Below are 21,389 nucleotides of genomic sequence, written 5' to 3'. Positions count from 1 at the left end.
AAGAAATGCAAAAGGAGATAGTTTTTATCTCCTTTTTTTGTTTCAATAGATAATGACAGTATATATCAATTTATTTTCTTTTATTTTAAACTTTAGAATAGTGATCTGTATTTAGGTCTTAGTTTTTAGTGTTAATGATGTTCAGTACAACGATTCTTAAGAGATATATCATGAAGATTTTCGATCTTCAGGAGGACGAGTTGAAGAAAACCCTCCTTCTTCAACTAAACGTCTTTTTACTTATCTCTACCTTGCTAATCGTTAAACCCGTTATTAATTCCCTCTTTCTTTCCGAATTAACCGCCGATGCCCTTCCTATTGGTTACTTACTCACTGCATTGATGGCTGTTACCGGCTCCTGGTTTTATACGAAGGCTTTGGAGCGATATGCGCTAAATCACATCATTGAAAGGACCTTGCTGGTATCCATTTTGAGTTTGGTGGTGTTCGGAATTCTTTTCAGATATGATGTGGCCAACGGATTATTTCTATACATCCCTTATATCTGGATCGCAATTTTCGGGCTGCTTACAGCCTCCCAATTCTGGATACTTGCAAATCTGGTGTATAATGTTCGGTCGGCAAAACGTGTTTTTGGATTTATAGGAGGTGGAGCGATTGCCGGAGGAATTTTTGGTGGATATCTCACTTCCTTACTTACCAATCTTTTCGACGCCGAGATAATGCTCTTCGTGGCGGCATTGCTATTGATGGGTTGCGTTCCCATTACACGATATATTTGGAAGAAAGAAGTTGTGAAACTGAACGATTTTCAGGTTTCTTTACGTTCGCAACCCAAAGCTGAGTCTCCATTTCGACTCATACGGCACTCTAAGCTGCTTTACCTTATTGCCCTGGTTATTGGTATAAGCGTGCTTGTGGCTAAACTGGTAGACTACCAGTACAGTGATTATGCTTCCAGGCTAATCGAAGATCCCGAAGAACTGGCGTCATTCTTTGGATTCTGGTTTTCCACTTTAAGTGTAATATCACTCATCATCCAGCTATTTCTCACCAAACGTATTGTGGGGACTTTTGGAGTAGGGAAATCGTTATTATGGCTTCCTACCGGTATTCTCATAGGTTCCTTTACGCTTTTGTTCCTCCCGCAACTATGGGTGATCGTATTTATAAAGGTTGTGGATGGCAGTTTGAAACAATCGGTGAATAAGGCAGCGACAGAATTATTGTCCATTCCTATCCCAATAGAAATAAAGAAGAAAACAAAAACCTTCACAGATGTTGTGATCGATAGTATTTCGACCGGTGTGGCGGGAATCATTCTAATTTTCTTTATTAATGCTTTAGACATACCCTCAACTTACATAAGTATTATCATTATAATACTTATAGCTGTTTGGCTGTATTTTATTTATTTGCTTCGGAAGGAGTATATCATTGCCTTTAAAATGTTGCTCGAAACCAGTCCGGAATCCAGGGAAAAGGTTGCAAAACCGGTGATCCCAGTAACCAGTATAGTGGCAACTGTGAAACGTGTCTTGAGCTCGGGCTCGGAGGGACAAATATTATATATGCTTCAGAAGGTTCTGGAAGTGAAGGACGAAAGGTTTTTTTACGCCATCAAAGCGCTGCTCACTCATCCATCTGATAGAGTAAGAGCCCTGGCAATTGAAAATCTTTATTTTCTGAAAACAGAGAATTTATCAGATACCATGGAAAAACTTATTTTCGATCCGGATCAACAGGTGACCACGGTAGCATTCAGGTATCTCATCAAGAATTATCGTATGGATGTGGTAGAACTCTTCGATAAATATCTGGATTCTGAAGATAATACCGTCTCTAATGCCGCCTTACTGGGATTATCGCTGGAATTGAGAAATAATGTCAAACTTCAACAACGATTTAATTTTGCAGGGATCATTGAGCGATCGATATCGTCCCTGCCACAGTTTCAGGATCCTGAGGCACGGGAGGAGCGAATATCTACCATAGTAGAGTCCATAGGAAACGCACGACTAAGTGCCATGTATTCGTACATCGAACAACGTCTTGCCAACGAACATCTTCCTGTTAAACATCTTAATCACGCCGTGAAGGCAGCGGCAACAACCTTGGATAAGTCGTTTATCGACAACGTAATATCACACTTGGTTGCGAAAGAAACTCGTGAAACCGCAGTAAACGGATTATACGGATACGGCGAACCCATACTCGATATTCTTAAAAGCAAAATTAAAAGCGATCTCTATGATATAAGTGTTTGCATTCCAATGATAGCGGTAATTGAGAAATTTGCATCCCAGAAGGCAATGTCGACTTTGATGGACATAACAGATTCTACCGAACACGCCGTGAAGATCGAAGCCATTGATGCAATCCAACGCTTGAAATGGAAGTATAAATACCTTACTGTCGACGACCGGTTTGTAGTCTCAAAGGTGCTGGATGAATGTAATTTATATCAGAATACCCTTTCGGTGATCCATTCTCAAATCATTATTCAGTACAAAAGTGTGGGACCAGAATCGATAGTTTCAGAGGAACGCGAGGCCAGAAACCTGCTTATTAAAATTCTCGAATCACGTCTGGATCGCCAGCTTCAACGGATTTTTAGATTGTTAGGTATCAAATATCCGCCTAACGATGTGGAGCCTATTCTTAATTCAATATTAAACGGAAAGGAAGAACAGCGAATTCACGCCATAGAATTTCTGGATAATATCCTGAACAACCAATTGAAGAAGGAATTGATCCCTGTGGCCGAATCGGTGCTGATCGATAGTATTTCAGAAGAAAAGATCAAAAAACTCAATCTTAAAGTATTAAGTGAAGAGGAATGTTATCGCGCTCTACTTACACGAAAGGACCCAAAGCTTAAACTTGCTGTTATACATCTTATTCAGAAATCAAAGAATAAGAGATTCCTGCCACTGTTGCAAACGCAAATAAACGATCCAAAAGAAAAGATCCGCTCAAAAGTAACTGAGGCGATCGAAGTTCTTTCAGATTAATTCTTATTGCGGATCACCTTATCGATACTGGCGGCAAGACTCATATGATCTGAAGCCGAATTTTTCCGCAGTACATTAGTCATAAGTACCACCATATAACAATAGTTATCCGGATGTTCCACAATAGCGACCGAATTCATATAATTAAATACATTTCCCATATATTTTCCACAGGCTTCACCTTTGGAGCGATCACATTTATACAGGCTACCTGATTTAAAATACACAGCCGCCTCCTTTAAAGATGGGGATTGTGCATAGCGAATTCGTCGATCGGTCATATACATCAGGCGTTTCATTTCCAGGCTGGATTTGGCATCGATCACCTGGCCCTGCTCCAGTTGAATTAAAAATTTCATCAAACCTATTGGTGTTCCCGTACTGCCGCCTTTTGCGCCCACATAAGGATTAGCACCTCTGGTGAAAAAAGAACCTAACCGCCATTCTTCGTGTGTGATCCCCATTTCGCGCAACGGAAGATTAACCACATCATTTCCCAGATCTGTGATCTCATTTTTTGGAGTGGTTTTAAAGTATGCATCGGCCTGCTCCTGTGTTAGGGATGGGTAATCTTGTTTAAAGGCCGCCATAAGCAATACTTCACGCCAAAGGATGCTAGCAGCCCCATTATTACTAACAGACATCATGTGATCTGCCCATTCGAACAAGGAAAAAACGTCACTGGGTACCACTTGACGTTTCACCAGTTTGTTGGTTTCAATATTGAATATAGGGATGGTGTGTTCATCGGTCATACCCCAGGGGCCGGCTTTTACAGATCGCTCCTTCAATAGTTTTATACGGTCTTCAAAAGAATCGGGATACAGCTTAGCCAATTGATCGAATAAACCTATCATCACCGCAAGTTTACCCACACTGCCGGGCTGATAACCCACCGTTTCGTTTCTGCTCGCGTATCGTGGTTTTTCCGGATCGGTTACATCCAGGACCGCCAGAGAATAACTTCGATCCAACCCCCTGAACAAGTCACTGATCTGTTGTTGAAAAGCCTCGTCTTTTACTAGGAAGGTAGAAACAGAATCCTGGTATCGGGAAAAGAGATTTAATTGAATGTCCACATAAGATTTCATGGCCCCGGGTGGCAGGACGGTACCGTCTTTTAATTCCCCGCTTTTAATCATCTCCAGGCGTTTTAATCGCTTGATGCCTGTGTATTCATAACCGTCTATAGGATAGGGGTGAGGCGTGGTAAATGCTGCACTTATCAAGTAAACAAGGAGGATTGTTGCTATTTTTTTCATATCATGGTTTGATGGAAAGTGAAACTTTTTTCGATTGGTCTATAACAGGACTAATAGAGGCTAGATAATCTGAACTTAAGGCCTTTTTATTCTCTACAAAGGGCCGGATCTGGAAAAGCCAGAGTTTATCATCTTTAAAACCTAATTCTACATCGTAAGCTCCCTGGTAATCGGTGTCAGTGTCCTTTGGGATCTTATCTCTAATCGCCTCCGCAAGTTCGCAGATCTGTTGCATATTTTTTTCTGAAAGGATCCTGCTTTCAAAGGTCGCAGTCTGCTTCATTGTACCTCCTGTTACCGGAAGCCTGTTGAATGAAGCTTCTCGCGCCGGTGCCAGCAGTTCGTAAGTTACATCCATCCGCAATAAATAAGATTCTGCAGACTGGCCATCTACGGCACCGCCCGCTCCCCGGCTGAATGCAACCGTGAGGTCATTATTTATACCCGAACTAATTCCTTTGGTAATGAGTACGCCGCTATAATCAACATCCACACTTGGAATTACCAGTATGGAAGGAAAGACATTTTCGGGATTAGATAAATACTTCTGCCGCCATTTGAAACTTCGCTCGGTATACGGAGAGGCCCACACATCCTTGATACCATTTAATATCTTTTCACGGTCCGATACATTGAAGAGAGTAAGATTCAACCCGGCACCGGTGAAATCTTTCAGGTCCTCCATATTGGTATCACTCCTTAAGAATACAGGTAGTTCACCCATAGGCCGACCAAGGACAGTTTTAAACTTAGAGTCGATGTCTGCCACGAACTCCGGTTTTAGTTTTATTTTTCGGATTGCTTCGCGAAGTATCGCCAATTTTTCCAATTGAAAATTTTCAACTTCAGCCTCCGGTACATTTCGTTCGCGCTGCGCTTCCGCTTCAGAGAACATATTATTAAGAAATTCCCAGTACGTATTGTTTTGTCCTGGCATGGGTTGGTCCATATGATCTCTGAATATCCCGAAAGGGATTACAAGTCCTTCTACTACATTGTTAGGGAACATTTTCTTTAGTTGACCAAGATTGGCTGCCTTAGGACCGCAAAGTATACCCGAATCTGAAGCATCCACATCGCGCATATTTAGAACACTGGTTTCACTTAACACCAGCTTTTCGATAGGGACGGCTATTTTATCATCCTTTCGAACTTTCTTCGCAAATAAAGATCTCTCTGCTTCGGTCATGTCATCCTCGGTCTTCATCAACACGTTTCCATTGCCGGTAACCGCGTAGAACACCATTTTTCCATGGTATTTTTTTAGACTTTTTAAATTGTCGCCAGATAACGCAGCGTTAGGTATTCCGAGATTTCGGGCTAACAGCTGAACATGTGAAACCAGGTTACCCTCGGCCACTGTTGCTATTCCGGCAACGGGTTTTAGGTCGGAAGGTGGACGTTCGAAAATATAGATCTTTTCCGAACTTACTTCTACCACATCGGCCGATCCTTCCACGACCACAAGTTCGCCGTATGCGTAGCCGGGGTTTAAACCACGTACCGCACTTTGCTCCGGGATTCCCAAGACCGAATTGGTGATATTGGATTGTTGCGCAACAATATCCCCCAGTTCACTAACAGTTTTACCGAGGTGCAGGGCGATAGAACCTCGAATTCTGTCGTCAATAAAGCCATAAGCCAGCGGTTCGAACTCTGTATACCTGTTTACCTCGTCGCCATAAATTGCTTTTACCATGGAGGCGCTCCATTCTGTTTGTCGCCTGGCGGTGTTAAGCACTCTGATGAGCTCACCCAGAGTTATATTCTCTTTATTCTCGTTGTAGTTTAGTGTATTCTTTATCTGGTCCCACTCCCAAAGTTCGATATAGCCGGCCCCTGTAGTGCCCATACCCAGGTGATAAATTTTCGAAAGCAACTCCTTTAATGTGGATGGCTCCCACTGCGGTGCTCTTTTAAATATGATCTCTTCCAGTTTCAATGAAATATCTAACAAATACATACGCGCCGTTGGGCGATTTTCAGAAACAATACCGGTCCGTATTTCATATAATAAACTTGCGGTGGCCGAAACCAATTCCGCGGGAGAAGTTTCCTGAGATTGTTGTGCGATGTAGCGCTCGATGCTGGTTCCAAGAGGAGTGCCTTTAAGCATTTTCTTTCCGTCGAGCAGGGAAGTAATTTTCACAGGAGTATAAAACTCTTCCATGGTGTTTATTAGTACATCGATCTGTTTAAGGATTCCGGCACTAGCCTTGTTACTATGTTGTTCCCTAAAGCTTCTCACCGCTTTTATATCTGCCTCTGCCGGTTGTCCATGAATCTTGATGCGAAGATCCATAAACGCAGTATACCCATCACTTATGTTTTTCGACTGGCTGCGCATGGCTTGTGCGAGATTGTCGTCACCGCTGTGTGGGACGTCTTTCATAGATTGCCGAATGAGGAAGTAATTGGAAGTAAGTTCTTCGTTCTTTCCCAACAACCATTTGTAAAATTTAATACCGGCAGCTTCCTCGTCCTCAGCCTGGATAGCTCCCCGGTAGAACTGGCCTTTTCGAAGGACCCAGCCATCATCTACGCTCGCAAGATATTTGCCTATCTGATATTGTTTAAGCCGGGAATGATTGGCAGATCCATCCCAAAGGATATTGGGCTCTGTATATGCGAGAATTTGCCCAAGGTATATATGCTCGGTTTTCCCCAAAGATTCTACGGTCTCCTTATATCGTGCATGCTGAACCCCGGGGCCTATCGTTTCAGGGCAGGGGTCTTTTGGCATTCTAATACTTCCATCCGTGCAAAACCAACGAATATCCCGGTAAGGCCCTCTTGGATCGGTCTTAAATTCATCCACCATTTTACGGATATTACCAAAATCGGTAGTGGAGGAGGATTTGTGCTGACAAATTCCTTGCTGAATAAATAGAGTTAAAAGTAGGAGGGGGAGACGTCTCATTGGTTACAAATTAGTACGTATTTAAAATAATCTATTTTTACGACATTTACCCAGAAAAGGATTTAATTTTACGAAGACTCTTATTGTGGGTCTGAAAGAATTTTATTCCAATATATATTGAACCTCCAATTTGGTAATCGCAAGGAGCTAACGATCGTACATGTTAACAAAATACCTACCCGCTTTTATTATTTTATCCCTTCTGGCCGAAATATTTGGTACTGTGGGTGGATTTGGGTCGTCCGTGTTCTTTGTCCCGATCGCGAACTTTTTTCTGGATTTTCAGTCGGTTTTGGGATTAACAGCCCTATTTCATGTGTCCAGTAATATTACGAAGATCGCCTTCTTTAGGAAAGGACTCGATAAACGACTCATACTCACGCTTGGGGTTCCAGCCGTTGTTTTCGTTATTCTTGGTGCTCTGGTGGCCAAGTATTTTGATCCTGTAATACTCACTTATATCCTGGGAGGCTTTCTTATTACGCTGAGTCTGGTATTCCTTATTTTCAAGAAACTCGTGGTAACACCTAAAACCTCCAATGCCATTATCGGTGGTACCTTGTCTGGTTTTAGTGCCGGTATCCTGGGAACTGGCGGTGCCATTCGTGGAATTACCATGGCAGCTTTCAAAATGAGTAAGGATAAGTTTATTGCTACTTCGGCGGTGATAGATCTGGGAGTGGATTTCAGCAGGACCATAGTGTACTGGTTCAATGGATTCATAAAAACAGATTTACTTTATCTTGTCCCAATTTTAATCGTTGTAAGCATACTGGGAACCTGGATCGGGAAAAGAATTCTACAACATATCTCACAGGAGCAATTCAGGTACATCGTTTTATTTCTGATCCTTGGAATTGGAATAGCCAGCATTGTTTCTAATATCTGGTAATTTCTGAAATCACTTTTCACTCGTTGATTTTTACATTGTTATAATCTCTTTTCGAAGAGAAAAGAAGCCGATGGTCCTTTATTCACAGCCATTAAGCCATTCGAATAATTTGTTGGTATGACACAAATCATATTTTTTCCCATCTCGGGAAGTTACATTTGAAATATAAATCAAATTAACAGGTATGACAATTACAATTCAATATGTAAAAATGCCAACTAGCGAAACGCTCACGGCATTCACAGAAAAGAGATTAAACAAACTGGCTACCAAGTACAATTGGCTCATTAATGCACAGGTATTCTTCAAATTAGGACAGGATATCAATAAAAAAAGTATTTGCGAGATCGAATTAAGTCTTCCGGGCCCTAAGATTTTTGCATCTTCAAAAGCAGAGAACTACGAGGTTGCAGTAAAAGAAGCTATTTCAGACCTCAACAAGCAACTTAAGAAGAGAAAAGAAACAACCTACCATCACTAATCCTTATAAACCCCTATAAAATGAAAACAATTTTAGTACCTATAGATTTTTCAGATTATTCTGAACACGCCCTGGAGGTGGCCGCAAAAATTGCCAAAAGGCATGGCGCATCTCTGGTTGCACTACACATGATGGGCCTTTCACAGGCCGTCTTGACCAAAGATGATTCGCAGGAAGTTTTCGAAGCTATGTATTATATGAAACTGGCCGATAAACGTTTCGAAGAATTTTTGGATCGGGATTACCTTAAAGGCTTAGAAATTCAAACCACCGTACAGAATTATAAACTTTTTCATGAAATTGATTCTGTCGCACAAGAATTCAACGCAGACTTGATTGTGATGGGATCCCACGGAAGTAGCGGTCTGCGAGAGGTTTTTGTTGGATCGAATACTGAGAAAGTGGTACGAACTTCAGAGATTCCGGTTCTGGTTGTTAAGAATCGAATGGGTGACGAACCAATGAATAAGGTTGTGTTTGCCAATAACTTCGATGAAGAGAATGTGAATTCTTTTCTGAAGGCTAAAAAGTTATTCGATGATCTGCGTGTTGAAATGCAAATGGTTTACGTAAATACGCCTGGTGACGGTTTCAGAAGTACACAGGAAATGGAAGAAAAGGTATCCAAATTTTTCTTGAAAGCCGAACTCGATGGAACCTATACTATGAATGATGTGAATTATTACAATGCCTACTCCATAGAGGAAGGCATATTCACCTACAGTAACAAAGTGAACGCAGACCTGATTGCCATCCCTACACATGGTCGCAAAGGGTTGGCGCACTTCTTCTCAGGAAGTATCAGCGAGGATCTGGTGAATCATTCAGATTTACCCGTGATCACATTCAAAATGTAATCAACGGCTATTTGCACGCTTTGACCAGGGGTTCCGGAAGGAACCCCTTTTTTCTCTTTAAGTATGAAAGGCAATTTCCTCTATTTTACACGCATAGGATCATCTGGTTATAAAACCATTTGTGCAATTCCTCCATGCCTGGCAATATGAAGGGTGCTTAAATAATCAGAGGTTTGTATCTTTCATTAGTAGGACTCCCCGTGAAGTTCCTATTCGATCTGCTCCAAGTTCAATATACTTCAATGCTTCCTCTGTGGAGGATATTCCTCCAGACGCTTTAACTCGTACCTTCTCGCTTACCGTGGCCCGCATGAGTTTCACATCCTCTAATGTAGCACCACCCGTTCCAAACCCGGTAGAAGTCTTTACAAAGTCGGCGCCGGCCTTTTCGGCGATCATACAACCAATCTTCTTTTCTTCTTCATTGAGATAACAGGTTTCCAGGATCACTTTCAGAGTTTTTTTACCGATAGCTTTCTTTACGGCTTCGATATCTTCTTTCACATTTTTATGAAGGTCTGCTTTCAGGAATCCTATATTGATCACCATATCTATCTCATCGGCACCGTCCTTTACGGCACGCTTTGCCTCAGTAACTTTTGATTGGGTTGAAGCAGCACCTAACGGAAATCCCACCGTGGCAGCGATCTTTACATTACTGCCGGATAGCTTTTCGGCCGCTAAATAAACATAGCAACTATTCACGCAAACCGCATAGAAATTATAGGTGATGGCCTCTTCACAGAGTTTTAAGATATCCTCCGGTCCTGAGGTTGGCTGTAAATTAGTGTGATCTATATATCGGTGAAATGAGATCATGAGATTTTAGCCTGAAGCATCGATAGCAGTTCTTGTTTTTGCATTACACCAGATTGACGCCATACTTGTTTTCCGTCTACAAACAATATAAGGGTTGGAACGCCCATAACCTTATACATCGCCGATAATGGCTGGTTCTTGTCCACATCTATTTTTATGATCTTTACGGTATCGCCCACTTCATTTTTCACTTCTTTTAGAATAGGAGCCAATACTTTGCACGGACCACACCATTGGGCAGAGAAGTCTACAAGAACTGCTTTGTTGGAGTTGATAATATCGTTAAAGGACTTTTTCATAAGGGATGTAAAAGATAATTATAATTGCAGAGGATTCAAATTATAACGTCTCAGTACCGGGAGTAACTCTTCCAAAGGGATCTCAACAGAAAAGTTTCCGGTATAGCTTGGGCAGATCACACAGTCGTCGAAGTAATATTCTACTTTTTTATCGTCTACAACGAAGTTGTCCTTATACTCAAAGAAGTCCTCCTCCGAAATACCCCAGCAGTCGTAATAGACTTCGCCAGATTCGATTCTGGCTACCAGGATCTCGTTCAGGATCTTACGAAGTTCTTCTTCGGAACCTTCTATGAAGAAGTCTTCATAATTCATGAAGACGGAACGTCCCAGGTCGAAATTAATACAATCGAAGGTATAGGAGGGATGTAAGGTGCCTGAATAGAAATTCTCCTTGTAGAAAAGTACACTTACAAGCATTTCATTTACGTTGTAGATCTTGTAATCCACATAGCGTTTTTCCCTGTATTTATTTATCCTAAGGGTATCACAGAGCAATTCTTTGTCCTCCAGGATCTGTGCTTCTACTCCTTCAATATTCAGGTAGGTTTTGGTAATATATTCGTTGAAATTTCCGTAGGACTCCTTAAGATTTTCATTAAGATACGGATATTTGAAATCGATGGTGTAGAGGTCCTCATCTTTCAGGAATCGCTTGGATATGATAAGCTCCTGTAATTGGTCTCGTTCGTCTTCCTTCTCCACCAATCTCTTTTTTCTAATTTCCAGATCGATCTGTTTTTGCAGGTCGATATCATTTTCGGATGCGATAACCGTATCAGAGACATTATTTTCCGTAATCTCAGATTCGGACACGGTAGGAATTTCATTCTTTGGGTCGTTCTTACAGCCAATTAATAGCGTTAGGACGAATAGGGCAATAAAGACATTTTTCATAATATTGAAACTTAATTACATAAAGTTAGCCGTAAAACCACGTTTTAAATATGATATTCATCAGCTCCGATTATCCGGGTAACGGCTTGATTAATACGGCTTAGGCTTCGAGGAGTAAGTGAAGCTTGCCTAGCATGATGAGTTCCGATTTATTTTTGCCCGAAAAGGCTGCAGCAATTTCATTCGCGGTGTAATAAATGAGTTCCTTGCGTTCAGTTGTAAATAACTTAGGGTTTTCTTTAATATAATTTTCGAAACTTTCGAAGCAGCTATCGGCATCCATTCGTTCATAGTCGAACCAATCAAAAACAATTTCCATTTGATAAATGGCTTGCGAATCGAAGTCGTCTGTACTACTATCGAATTTCGACCAAATTTCACGCACCAATTTTTTCAGGGCTTTATATTCAACTTCTCGCACCACTTTATCGGCCGCCGCTATGGCGTAGAAAAGCTCTCCTATTTTCTGATAGAAAGCGATCTCAGGTTTTTCGGTATAAGGCATAATTGATGATTTTTTTACGACCTAAAATTAAATTTCCGGCCGATGAGATTTTATGATAATTATCAGTTCGATGGCATTTTTAAAATCGCTATTTTTGACCTATGAAGGAGTTTGGCAACAGCAGTGATATTTACAAGGTTCTTACTGAAGCGATTTCCGAAGGAATAGTTGTTGTAAACGACAAACAACAAATTGTTGCAACCAATCCTTCTTTGGATAAATTATTTGGATACAAGGAAGGAGAACTTACCGGGAAAACACTCGAAGTGCTTATTCCGAAAGATTATCACCCTAATCATCAAGGACATTTTAAATCGTTCATGGCGAAAAGCTCGGCCCGGCAAATGGGTCACGGGCGAGACCTGTACGGCCTGAAAAAAGACGGCAGCCGCTTTCCGGTAGAGGTAGGGCTCAACCCTTTCGAAGTTGATGGACAAAGGTATGTTATGGCATTGTTGATAGATATCACAGTTAGGAAGGAACAAGAACTGGAAATTCGAGAGTTGAACAACGAACTTGAAACCAAGATTGCCTTAAGAACCGAGGAACTTAGTAAAAGTGTCGATAAACTTGAGAAGGAGGTCGAACGTCGCAAGGAAGCCGAAAACAAAATGAAGGAGGCGCTTCGGAAAGAGCGTGAGTTAAGTGATTTGAAAACAAAGTTCCTGTCGCTTGTCTCGCATGAATTCAAAACACCACTTAGTGGTATCTTTACCTCAGCAACCCTTGCGGGGAAATATACGCTGGAAGAACAACAGGAAAAACGGGAGAAGCACATAAAGACCATTCAGAATAAGGTGAAATACCTCAACAACATTCTGGACGATTTTCTTTCTATAGAGCGTTTGGAGAGTGGGAAAGTGAATTATAAATTCAGTAAATTTCCAATTAGCAAGGTTGTGAACGAGGTCATCTATGGCGCCAACATGCTGTTGAAGGAAGGTCAGGTTATCAATTATCCTGAAGGCATCGATAGTATAGTTATCGAATTTGATGAAAAGATACTCGAACTTACACTCACCAATCTCATCAACAACGCTATTAAATATTCTTCAGAAAATACCAATGTTGATATTATGGTGGCGAAGGAAGATAATCACCTACACATTGAAATAAGAGATGAAGGAATGGGAATTCCCAGAGAAGAACAAAAATATATCTTCAACCGCTATTTCCGCGCCGAGAACGCCTTGCTGAATCAAGGTACGGGAATTGGACTCAATATTGTAAAAAACCATTTGGAAAACCTTGGAGGTACTATTACCTTTACGAGTGAAGAAAATAAGGGCAGTACGTTTAAAGTGACTATTCCTACAGGCACCAATTCATGAATAAAACCATACTTCTAGTTGAAGACGATGTAGCATTACGGGAGAATACTGCCGAAATGCTGGAACTTTCCGGATATAAAGTTTTAACTGCACCCAATGGAAAAGTTGGCATTGAAATGGCCAGGAATCACCTTCCCGGCGTAATTGTGTGCGATATAATGATGCCCGAAGTAGATGGTTATGGCGTGCTTAGTGCACTTTCTCAAAATGGTGACACACGGCACATTCCCTTTATATTTTTGTCGGCCAAAACCGAGCATAAGGAGATTAGAAAAGGAATGGACATGGGTGCCGATGATTACCTCACCAAACCTTTTGAAGAGGACGAATTATTAAGTGCAGTGGAAAGCCGTCTTGCTAAAGCCCAACTTTTAATGCAAGTTCGAGAGGCGTCTTCTGCCTTGGGCGGTGATGAAACTGAGGACGATGCCATTAGAAACCTGAATGAGCTTAAAAATTTCTTCGATGACAATGGCGAGATCGCGAACTATGATAAGGGAAATACCATTTATAAGGAAGGCGAACACTCCAATAATATCTTCCTGATCTTAAAGGGAATTGTGAAAAGTCATAAGATGGATGAGAACGGCAAGGAACTTATCACAGCACTACACAAACCGGATGATTTTCTTGGCTTTACTTCCTTTGAGGAAGCCGTACCTTACCAGGAATCTGCCACGGCTGTAGAAGACGTTGAACTGGCTGTAGTCTCCAAGAACATTTTAAAGGAAATACTTACCAAAAGTAACGCTGTTTCGCTGGAACTTATGAATGTTCTTTCCGAAAATATTACCGAAATAAAAGAACAGTTACTACAGATGGCATATAGCTCTGTACGCAAGAAAACCGCCGCAACTATTTTACAGTTTGCAGAGATCCTCAATAAGAACCCAAACGATAATATTAAGATCTCCCGCCACGATCTTGCCAGTGTAGCCGGGATAGCCACCGAGAGCCTTATCCGAACACTTTCCGGATTTAAAAAGGATGGCCTCATTGAAATTGAAGGCAGGAACATCCGTATTATCGATCTGGATGGTCTGCGACACGTGGAGTAAATTTTTTCAAAACTGACATATATCATTCTTTACCCCTTGTAGGGCGGTTATTTTTGCTTCTGAAGTTGATCCCGATGAAGCGAATACTCATTCCTACAGATTTTTCACACAACGCGTGGAATGCGATAGAATACGCATTGGCTTTTTTTGAAAAGGTGGCGGTTGATATTCACCTTTTGCATATATCCTATAGTGGCAGTGTGACCGATGAGGCAAACCTACATGCCAATGGAATTTCTATCATCGACAATTCGCAAAAAAAGAAAGAGAAAAAGTTAAGAGAGATTCAGCATAAGATAGAAACTCTTTATCCAAGGCGAACCGCACGTGTTGAAATACGAGCTATTCAGTCTTTATTTATTGAAGGAATTAAGAATGCTGTTGAAGAAAATAATATAGACCTAATTGTTATGGGAACCAAAGGAGCTTCCGGTCTTAAGGAAGCTACCATTGGGAGCCACACCGGCGCCGTGATCACCAGGGTTAAATGCCCTATCCTTGTGATCCCTGAACGTGCTGTATTTGAAGGCCCCAAGAATATAGTATTTCCAACCGATTTCAATATCATTTACAAACAAAAGGTATTGGACACTCTACTTGCTGTGGCCGATCTGCACCAGGCTTCGGTTAAAGTATTAAGAGTTGCAAATAACGATCTTCATTTAAATGAGGAGCAGGAGAAGAACAGAAGTTTCCTTCACGATGCACTTGTAGGTCGCTCTTATAGTTTTCACTGGGTTAAAAGCCCAAAACTAGAACAAGGCCTGCAATCCTTTATAGACGTTATGGATATACAGCTAGTTGCCATGGTCGCCAAAAACCTCAATTTCTTTCAACGATTACTTTTTAAACCACGAGTAGCCAGGATAAGTTATCATTCTGAGATCCCGTTCCTGGTTTTACACGAATAATTCTCCTATTACCGGAAATTGTCTCCTATGTCATGATCTTCGTAAAGATCCTCGAAGGTTTTTATAGTTTGATAGTCATCTTTAAGTATACGATAGACACTTAGCAGTAACATTAGCTGCCCAAATGTGGTGAAAACAAAAACCCAACCAAATGGTACGTTAATTGCCGAGAAGATCACTACTGTTAGTAAAATTACAGTTGTAAAAGCGATCAGGATCATGGCAGAAGCTTTCATACTTTTTATTTTAAATATACGACCAATTTTTAGCCCAAGTTCCTAAAGAATTCCTAATTGTACTGCAGGTGATAATTATCATTTTATCTGTTGCTTACGAAAGGTAACTTTGATTATATCCCAAAAATCCAGGAGCTATGCGAAAAGTACTTATACCAACCGATTTCTCCACTAACGCCATGAACGCCATAAAATATGCTATGGAATTATTTAAATACGATCGCACAGACTTCCATATCATGCACGCTTATGGTGATGACCTTTATAATCGAAATTCAGGAATGGATAAAGTTGAACTTGATGATGCTAAAGTGGTGGCATTAAAAAGTGCTAATGAAAAATTAAATGGAGTTATAAGGTCTATGAAAGAACTCGCACCCAATCCCAGGCATAAGTATTTCTCGATTTCGGTACTGGGATCTTTAGTGGATGAGGCAAATGAGATCGCCGAACAAGAAAACGTTGATGTGATCGTAATGGGAACCAAAGGAAAAACAGACAAAAGGAATATTACCTTCGGAAGTAATACTCTTCAGGTAATTAAATACGTGAAATGCCCCGTTCTTGCTGTACCGGCCGAGTATACAGATATTCAGCCTTCTCAAATTCTCTTTGCAACAGATTATATGTTACCCTATCAACGGAGGGAATTAAAGTTACTGAGCACGATCGCACAAAATTATGCCGCCAGACTTAAAGTCCTGCACATTTCAAAATTCAGTGAGCTTTCATTTCGGCAACAAGACAATAAGGCATTTCTAGAGTATTGCATGGAGCATATAAAAACCAAGTATGTAAAATTACCAGGAGATGATGTGACCAGTGTTATTAATGACGCGATTAAAAGTTACAACATAGACCTTTTAGTAATGATCAATTCGCGGCACTCATTTTTAGAGGATGTGTTACACAGTTCGAAGGTTGAGAAGATCGGACTTGAAATTAAGATACCCTTTCTTGTCCTTCAAAATTTACCACGCACTTAAACCTCATCATTATGAAACGTATTCTATTACCCACAGACTTTTCAGATAACGCACTGAACGCTATCCGGTATGCTGTACAGCTTTTTAGAAACACTTCCTGCGAATTTTATTTACTGCACACTTATACCCCTGCAGCCTATGTGGTGGGTAGTATGGCCGATAGTTATTCTGCCCTTGAGCTACAAAAAATTACCAGACAGAATGCAGAAAGATCCATGGATGAAGTGGAGGAGACTATCAGAGCCGAATTTAACAACAGGAATCACCACTTTAAAAAGATTGTGACCTTCAATATGCTGGTACACGAGATCGAAGATATGGTGGCCGATAAAGGAATAGATCTTATCGTAATGGGAACTCAGGGGGCCACCGGGGCACAAGAAGTATTATTAGGATCGCACACCATGTATACCATAAAAAAAGTGAAATGCCCGGTGATCGCCGTGCCATCAGGCTTTGGTTATGAACCTCCAAAAGAGATACTGTTTCCAACAGATTTTAGGCTAAGTAAAGTAAATCCGTACCTCTCATTGATTCGCGAGATTTGCGATCTTCAAGCGGCTCGCCTCAATATCCTCAATGCATATTATGGCGAACCCCTCGATGATGAACAAAAAGAGATGAAGGCATATTTGGACGGTTATTTTGAGGATAATGCCCACCTCTTCCACATAGCCGAAAATACAGATGTAGTGGGAGCAATAGAAAAATTTCAATTAAAGAATAAGATCAACCTACTGGTAATGATCCATAATCGCCATAATTTCTTTGAAAACCTGCTGTTCAAACCCGTTATAAACCAAATAGTTTATCACACCAATATTCCATTTCTCGTTATTCCTTCAGAAGAAAGATTGATGCATTAGTAATTTTAAAATTCAACGTCATGAAACATATACTCGTACCCACCGATTTCTCGGAAAACGCATACAGGGCGTTGATCTATGCCACTAAGCTATTTCAAAAGAACCCTTGTACCATCCATATTTTACATTCATTCGAAGCACAGGCATCTAAGTTAACCTCACGTGTGGATATCGGGAAGTCTGAAAAAGTAATGGACAATCTGTACGACGAAGCTGATAAGAAATGTGAAGAGGTTAGACAGCGTCTTATAAAAGACACGTCAGGTTGCGGACATAAATTCGATGTAATATCTACCGCGATGTCCCTGTCAAGGGCGATGAACCGAATCTGTGCTCAACGCAACGTGGATCTGGTTATTATGGGTACCAAAGGGCAAACAGGTGCGAAGGAAGTAATTTTGGGAAGTAATACAGAAAATGTGATTAAAAGGATAAAAAAGATACCTGTCTTGGCCATACCTCTGCAGGCAGAGTTTAGCCCGCTGTCTAAGGTGGCATTTGCAACATCCTTTCGACAAAGTTTTAACCCTTCAAACCTTAATGAGCTGATCTTTCTCGTAAAGTTACACAAATCTAATGTAGAAGTACTATATGTGCGGGAAGGTGACTCCTTGAGCCCGGATCAGCGACAAAACATGGAGAGCTTATTGAATCACCTTAGTGATATCGATGTTGAGGTAGTCTGGCTAGAAGATGAAACGGAGAAAACCAAAGCAATTGTGGATTATATTGAAAGAGAACAAGTAGATATGCTTTCCCTTATATATTACAAACATAATATCATTAAACGCTTGTTCCGGGAATCTGTGGTGAAGAAAATTGGGCGTCATCCTGCTACACCTTATCTGGTGATTCCTGCGGCCAGATGACAGATATCATTTTAAAACAATTATATCCTACCTATTTTTAAGCATAACCTTAATAATCTAAGCCATGCGAAGAAAAATATTATTACCTACCGATTTTTCAAGGAATGCATGGGATGCTATTGCCTATGCCGTAGACCTGTTTAAAAATGAAGCCTGCGATTTTTTTATATTAAATGTTTACGACTATACGGGCTTTGCCCTGGATAACATAAATGTTCCACAAGCTCACAATGAATACTCCAAAACTGTTCAGGAGAAATCTATGAAAGGTCTGGAACGAATTTTACAACAGTTGTCATTCAGGGATGAGGGGAGTGATCATAATTATTATACCATCTCCAAACAAGACAGTTTGCTAAGTGCTATAAAAGAAGTGGTAGAGTTAAAAGATATAGACCTGGTGATCATGGGCACCAAAGGTGATACAGATGCTTTAAATGTTTCCTTCGGAAGTAATACAGTGTTAATAATGGAAAAAATTAGAAACTGCCCTGTGATGGCAATTCCACCCGATACTTTGTATGCAGATCCTACCGAGATCGTTTTCCCAACCAGTTATAAAACCCATTATAAAAAACGAGAACTGGGGTATCTCATCGATATCGCAAAACTCACTAATGCACCAATTAGAATTTTACACGTAGAAACATCCAAAGAGCTGAATGAAACCCAACTAAACTACAAACAACTGCTTGAAGAATATTTTGCCGATCTTGAACATAGTTTTCATACCTTAGATAAAAATGACATTGGGGCAGCAATTGAATTATTTGTGCAAAGCAGAAATAGCGGGATGATTGCTTTTATCAACAAGAAACATACATTCTTCGGAAGTATATTTTCACAGCCTTTGGTAAAAGAACTTGGGACGCACTCCAAAATTCCGGTCTTAGCCCTTCATGATTTCAGAAACTGAAGGTACGATTTATTCAAAATTATATGGAAGACAACGAGATCTATGTGTTAAAAGCTTCCGGTGAACGGGTTCAATTCTCTCTGGATAAATTAAGATCTTCATTACGCCGGAGTGGGGCCGATGAAAAGCTTATTAATTCCATCATCGATGTGGTTCGTGATGAGTTATACCAGGGTATTTCCACCAAAGAGATTTACAACCGTGCTTTTGCACTACTGAAACGGAAGAAATCCATCTTCGCTTCAAAATATAAGCTTAAAAAGGCAATTTACGAGTTAGGGCCTACAGGTTTCCCTTTTGAGCGATTTATCGGGGCTTTGTTGCAATATTCGGGCTACGAAGTTAAGATCGGGAAATTAATGAAAGGTGCATGCGTTACCCATGAGGTAGATGTGATCGCAAGAAAAAACTCAGATTATATCATAGCCGAATGTAAATTCCATAGCGACGAAGCAAGAAAATGCGATGTTAAGATCCCGCTTTATATAGATTCTAGATTTCGGGATATTTTGAGCTATCAAAAAATCGATCCGCCTACCGAAGGCTGGGTGGTAACCAATACTAGTTTTACCCGCGATGCTACAGAATACGGTACGTGTGCAGGCTTATACCTGCTAAGCTGGGATCACCCGAAAGGGGACAGTCTCAAGGAGCGAATAGACCGCCTGGGATTATACCCTATAACGGTTTCTACGTTGCTAACCCAACGGGAAAAGCAGTTTTTGCTCAGTCGGGATATCGTGCTCTGCAGGCAATTGATAAAAGATGATTTCTATCTCGATCACCTGGGAATTACAGACAAACGAAGGGAAAATATATTGAAAGAAGTAAATATGCTTTCTAACTACTAATAGCTATGCAGACTGCGAAAATTCATTTTTTAGGTGCCGCCGGCACTGTGACAGGTTCAAAATATCTAATTGAAACATCCGAGATCAATTTCATGGTAGATTGTGGGATGTTTCAGGGCCTGAAGGAACTACGAGAACTAAACTGGGAGCCTATACCATACGATGTAGCTTCGATAGATCTGGTGCTCTTAACGCACGGACACCTGGATCATACAGGCTATTTGCCAAGGTTAGTAAAGCAAGGATTCAAGGGGAAAATTCTAGGGACAGCACCCACCCTGGCTATAACCGGAATTATCCTGAAAGATAGCGGAAAGATCCATGAAGAGGAAGCTAAGAAAGCAAATGAGGAAGGTTATACGAGTCATACCCCGGCCTTACCGTTTTATACCATAAAGGAGGCCGAAGACACCATGCGATTATTTAACAGCGTTGAGAAGGATGAGTGGATAGTGCTAAGTGAACATATTAAATGTCGTTATCGTTATAACGGTCATATTATAGGTTCCACTTTTATAGAGATCCAGATCTTCGATAAATTGTTTGTTTTCTCAGGAGATATAGGGCGTAGCCATGACCACTTGTTGCATCCACCTGAGAAGCCCGAGTGGGCAGATTACCTATTTGTGGAAAGTACCTACGGTAATAAGTTACATCCCGAGGAAAGTGTGAGTGAATTATTGACCGAATTAGTCCATAAAACTTTACATAAACGAGGAACTCTCATCATACCTTCTTTTGCGGTGGAGCGTTTACAGGTATTAATGTATTTGCTCTGGAAGCTTTACAAGGAAAACCGGATCCCTAATATACCGATCTTCATCGATAGCCCTATGGGAAATAATGTGCTATCTGTTTTCGATCAATTCCCGGAATGGCATAAGCTTCCTGCAACCGAATTTAACGCAGTGCAGGACAGGATGGAGATCATTACCTCCTATAGAGAAACCTGGGAAACCATAGACGATCCTCGGCCAAAAGTAGTGATAGCAGGTAGCGGAATGGTTACCGGCGGTCGTGTACTAACCTATCTTAAACAATTGGTCGACAAGGAAGAAACCTCCGTACTACTTGTGGGTTATCAGGCAGAAGGTACGCGAGGGCGACAACTTCTGGAAGGTGCCCATGAACTCAAGATCTTCGGTAAATATTACCCGGTAAAAGCTGCGGTTCACCATATAGAAAGCCTGTCTGCGCACGGGGATCAGGGGGAACTTCTCAATTGGCTTTCAGAAATAAAAAACATACCTGAACAAACTTTCCTGATCCACGGCGAACCTTCGGCAAGGGATGCCTTAAGAACAAAGATCCAGGACACCTACGGCTGGCGCGTTCAATCGCCTCATTTGTTGGATACGGTGACAGTGATGGTTTAATATTCAAGTTTGTTTTAACATCTTACTGCTGGTTAAACCTGACCAATATCATAGTCTTGCACCAGATAACTATCTAATTTTA

Annotated in this window: 20 protein-coding genes; 13 read left to right on the top strand and 7 right to left on the bottom strand. The window is 40.9% G+C overall.

The window, feature by feature from the left end:
* The first annotated feature begins 170 nt into the window (after positions 1-170).
* On the top strand, positions 171-2,975 hold the full coding sequence (locus C5O00_RS00450; RefSeq protein ID WP_244593002.1) for an Npt1/Npt2 family nucleotide transporter: 2,805 nt from the start codon (positions 171-173) through the stop codon (positions 2,973-2,975).
* On the opposite strand, the gene C5O00_RS00445 is transcribed toward C5O00_RS00450, so the two are convergent.
* Together C5O00_RS00445 and C5O00_RS00440 are read right to left on the bottom strand one after the other, a co-directional pair.
* Complete coding sequence (locus C5O00_RS00445) at positions 2,972-4,237, bottom strand: serine hydrolase (RefSeq protein WP_105213942.1); 1,266 nt, start codon at positions 4,235-4,237, stop codon at positions 2,972-2,974. The genes C5O00_RS00450 and C5O00_RS00445 overlap by 4 nt on opposite strands.
* A gap of 1 nt (position 4,238) precedes the next feature.
* On the bottom strand, positions 4,239-7,157 hold the full coding sequence (locus C5O00_RS00440) for a PEP/pyruvate-binding domain-containing protein (protein WP_105213941.1): 2,919 nt from the start codon (positions 7,155-7,157) through the stop codon (positions 4,239-4,241).
* A gap of 160 nt (positions 7,158-7,317) precedes the next feature.
* On the opposite strand from C5O00_RS00440, the gene C5O00_RS00435 reads away from it, so the two are divergent.
* The 3 genes from C5O00_RS00435 to C5O00_RS00425 all read left to right on the top strand — a co-directional run bounded on the left by C5O00_RS00435 (position 7,318) and on the right by C5O00_RS00425 (position 9,387).
* A complete protein-coding gene (locus C5O00_RS00435) occupies positions 7,318-8,049 on the top strand; it encodes a sulfite exporter TauE/SafE family protein (protein WP_105213939.1) in 732 nt (243 codons plus the stop codon).
* Positions 8,050-8,233: 184 nt separating this feature from the next.
* Positions 8,234-8,530 (top strand): ribosome hibernation-promoting factor, HPF/YfiA family, encoded by a 297-nt coding sequence (hpf, locus tag C5O00_RS00430; protein WP_105213937.1) that lies wholly within the window; start codon positions 8,234-8,236, stop codon positions 8,528-8,530.
* A gap of 20 nt (positions 8,531-8,550) precedes the next feature.
* Entirely contained in the window at positions 8,551-9,387 is an 837-nt protein-coding gene (locus tag C5O00_RS00425) for a universal stress protein (protein ID WP_105213935.1), read from the top strand.
* A 165-nt stretch (positions 9,388-9,552) separates the two neighbouring features.
* Here the strand turns inward: C5O00_RS00425 and deoC are convergent, their stop codons facing one another.
* The 4 genes from deoC to C5O00_RS00405 form a co-directional block, all read right to left on the bottom strand.
* A complete protein-coding gene (deoC, locus tag C5O00_RS00420; RefSeq protein WP_317046427.1) occupies positions 9,553-10,206 on the bottom strand; it encodes a deoxyribose-phosphate aldolase in 654 nt (217 codons plus the stop codon).
* Positions 10,203-10,505 carry a thioredoxin gene (gene trxA / locus C5O00_RS00415; protein ID WP_105213933.1) on the bottom strand — a complete coding sequence of 101 codons (303 nt, stop codon included), beginning with the start codon at positions 10,503-10,505 and terminating at the stop codon, positions 10,203-10,205. Before trxA ends, deoC begins: the two co-directional genes overlap by 4 nt.
* Positions 10,506-10,523: 18 nt before the next feature.
* Positions 10,524-11,402 (bottom strand): RsiV family protein, encoded by an 879-nt coding sequence (locus tag C5O00_RS00410; RefSeq protein ID WP_105213931.1) that lies wholly within the window; start codon positions 11,400-11,402, stop codon positions 10,524-10,526.
* 100 nt (positions 11,403-11,502) lie between these two features.
* Positions 11,503-11,907 carry a hypothetical protein gene (locus tag C5O00_RS00405; RefSeq protein WP_105213929.1) on the bottom strand — a complete coding sequence of 135 codons (405 nt, stop codon included), beginning with the start codon at positions 11,905-11,907 and terminating at the stop codon, positions 11,503-11,505.
* Between the two features lie 101 nt (positions 11,908-12,008).
* Between C5O00_RS00405 and C5O00_RS00400 the strand changes: the two genes are divergently transcribed.
* The 3 genes from C5O00_RS00400 (at position 12,009) to C5O00_RS00390 (ending at position 15,207) form a co-directional block, all read left to right on the top strand.
* Positions 12,009-13,238 carry a PAS domain-containing sensor histidine kinase gene (locus C5O00_RS00400; RefSeq protein ID WP_105213927.1) on the top strand — a complete coding sequence of 410 codons (1,230 nt, stop codon included), beginning with the start codon at positions 12,009-12,011 and terminating at the stop codon, positions 13,236-13,238.
* Positions 13,235-14,296: a response regulator gene (locus C5O00_RS00395; RefSeq protein ID WP_105213925.1), complete on the top strand. Its 1,062-nt coding sequence runs from the start codon at positions 13,235-13,237 to the stop codon at positions 14,294-14,296. The genes C5O00_RS00400 and C5O00_RS00395 overlap by 4 nt, the downstream gene beginning before the upstream one ends.
* A 74-nt stretch (positions 14,297-14,370) precedes the next feature.
* A complete protein-coding gene (locus C5O00_RS00390; RefSeq protein ID WP_105213923.1) occupies positions 14,371-15,207 on the top strand; it encodes a universal stress protein in 837 nt (278 codons plus the stop codon).
* A gap of 8 nt (positions 15,208-15,215) precedes the next feature.
* On the opposite strand, the gene C5O00_RS00385 is transcribed toward C5O00_RS00390, so the two are convergent.
* Positions 15,216-15,443 carry a hypothetical protein gene (locus tag C5O00_RS00385; RefSeq protein WP_105213921.1) on the bottom strand — a complete coding sequence of 76 codons (228 nt, stop codon included), beginning with the start codon at positions 15,441-15,443 and terminating at the stop codon, positions 15,216-15,218.
* 137 nt (positions 15,444-15,580) lie between these two features.
* Between C5O00_RS00385 and C5O00_RS00380 the strand changes: the two genes are divergently transcribed.
* From C5O00_RS00380 to C5O00_RS00355, 6 genes are all read left to right on the top strand, one after another.
* A complete protein-coding gene (locus C5O00_RS00380; RefSeq protein WP_105213919.1) occupies positions 15,581-16,429 on the top strand; it encodes a universal stress protein in 849 nt (282 codons plus the stop codon).
* An 11-nt stretch (positions 16,430-16,440) separates the two neighbouring features.
* The gene (locus C5O00_RS00375; RefSeq protein WP_105213917.1) at positions 16,441-17,295 is read left to right on the top strand and encodes a universal stress protein; all 855 of its coding nucleotides are present in this window, start codon (positions 16,441-16,443) and stop codon (positions 17,293-17,295) included.
* A gap of 20 nt (positions 17,296-17,315) precedes the next feature.
* Entirely contained in the window at positions 17,316-18,164 is an 849-nt protein-coding gene (locus C5O00_RS00370; RefSeq protein ID WP_105213915.1) for a universal stress protein, read from the top strand.
* 64 nt (positions 18,165-18,228) lie between these two features.
* Positions 18,229-19,080, top strand: a complete 852-nt coding sequence (locus C5O00_RS00365; protein WP_105213913.1) for a universal stress protein — start codon at positions 18,229-18,231, stop codon at positions 19,078-19,080.
* 23 nt (positions 19,081-19,103) lie between these two features.
* A complete protein-coding gene (locus tag C5O00_RS00360; protein WP_105213911.1) occupies positions 19,104-19,931 on the top strand; it encodes an ATP cone domain-containing protein in 828 nt (275 codons plus the stop codon).
* Between the two features lie 5 nt (positions 19,932-19,936).
* Positions 19,937-21,307, top strand: coding sequence for an MBL fold metallo-hydrolase RNA specificity domain-containing protein (locus C5O00_RS00355; RefSeq protein WP_105213909.1), 1,371 nt, complete (start codon positions 19,937-19,939; stop codon positions 21,305-21,307).
* The last annotated feature ends 82 nt before the right edge of the window (positions 21,308-21,389 follow it).

Source organism: Pukyongia salina, from assembly GCF_002966125.1.
Taxonomy (GTDB): Bacteria; Bacteroidota; Bacteroidia; order Flavobacteriales; family Flavobacteriaceae; genus Pukyongia; species Pukyongia salina.
This window is presented reverse-complemented; position numbering and strand designations above follow the sequence as displayed.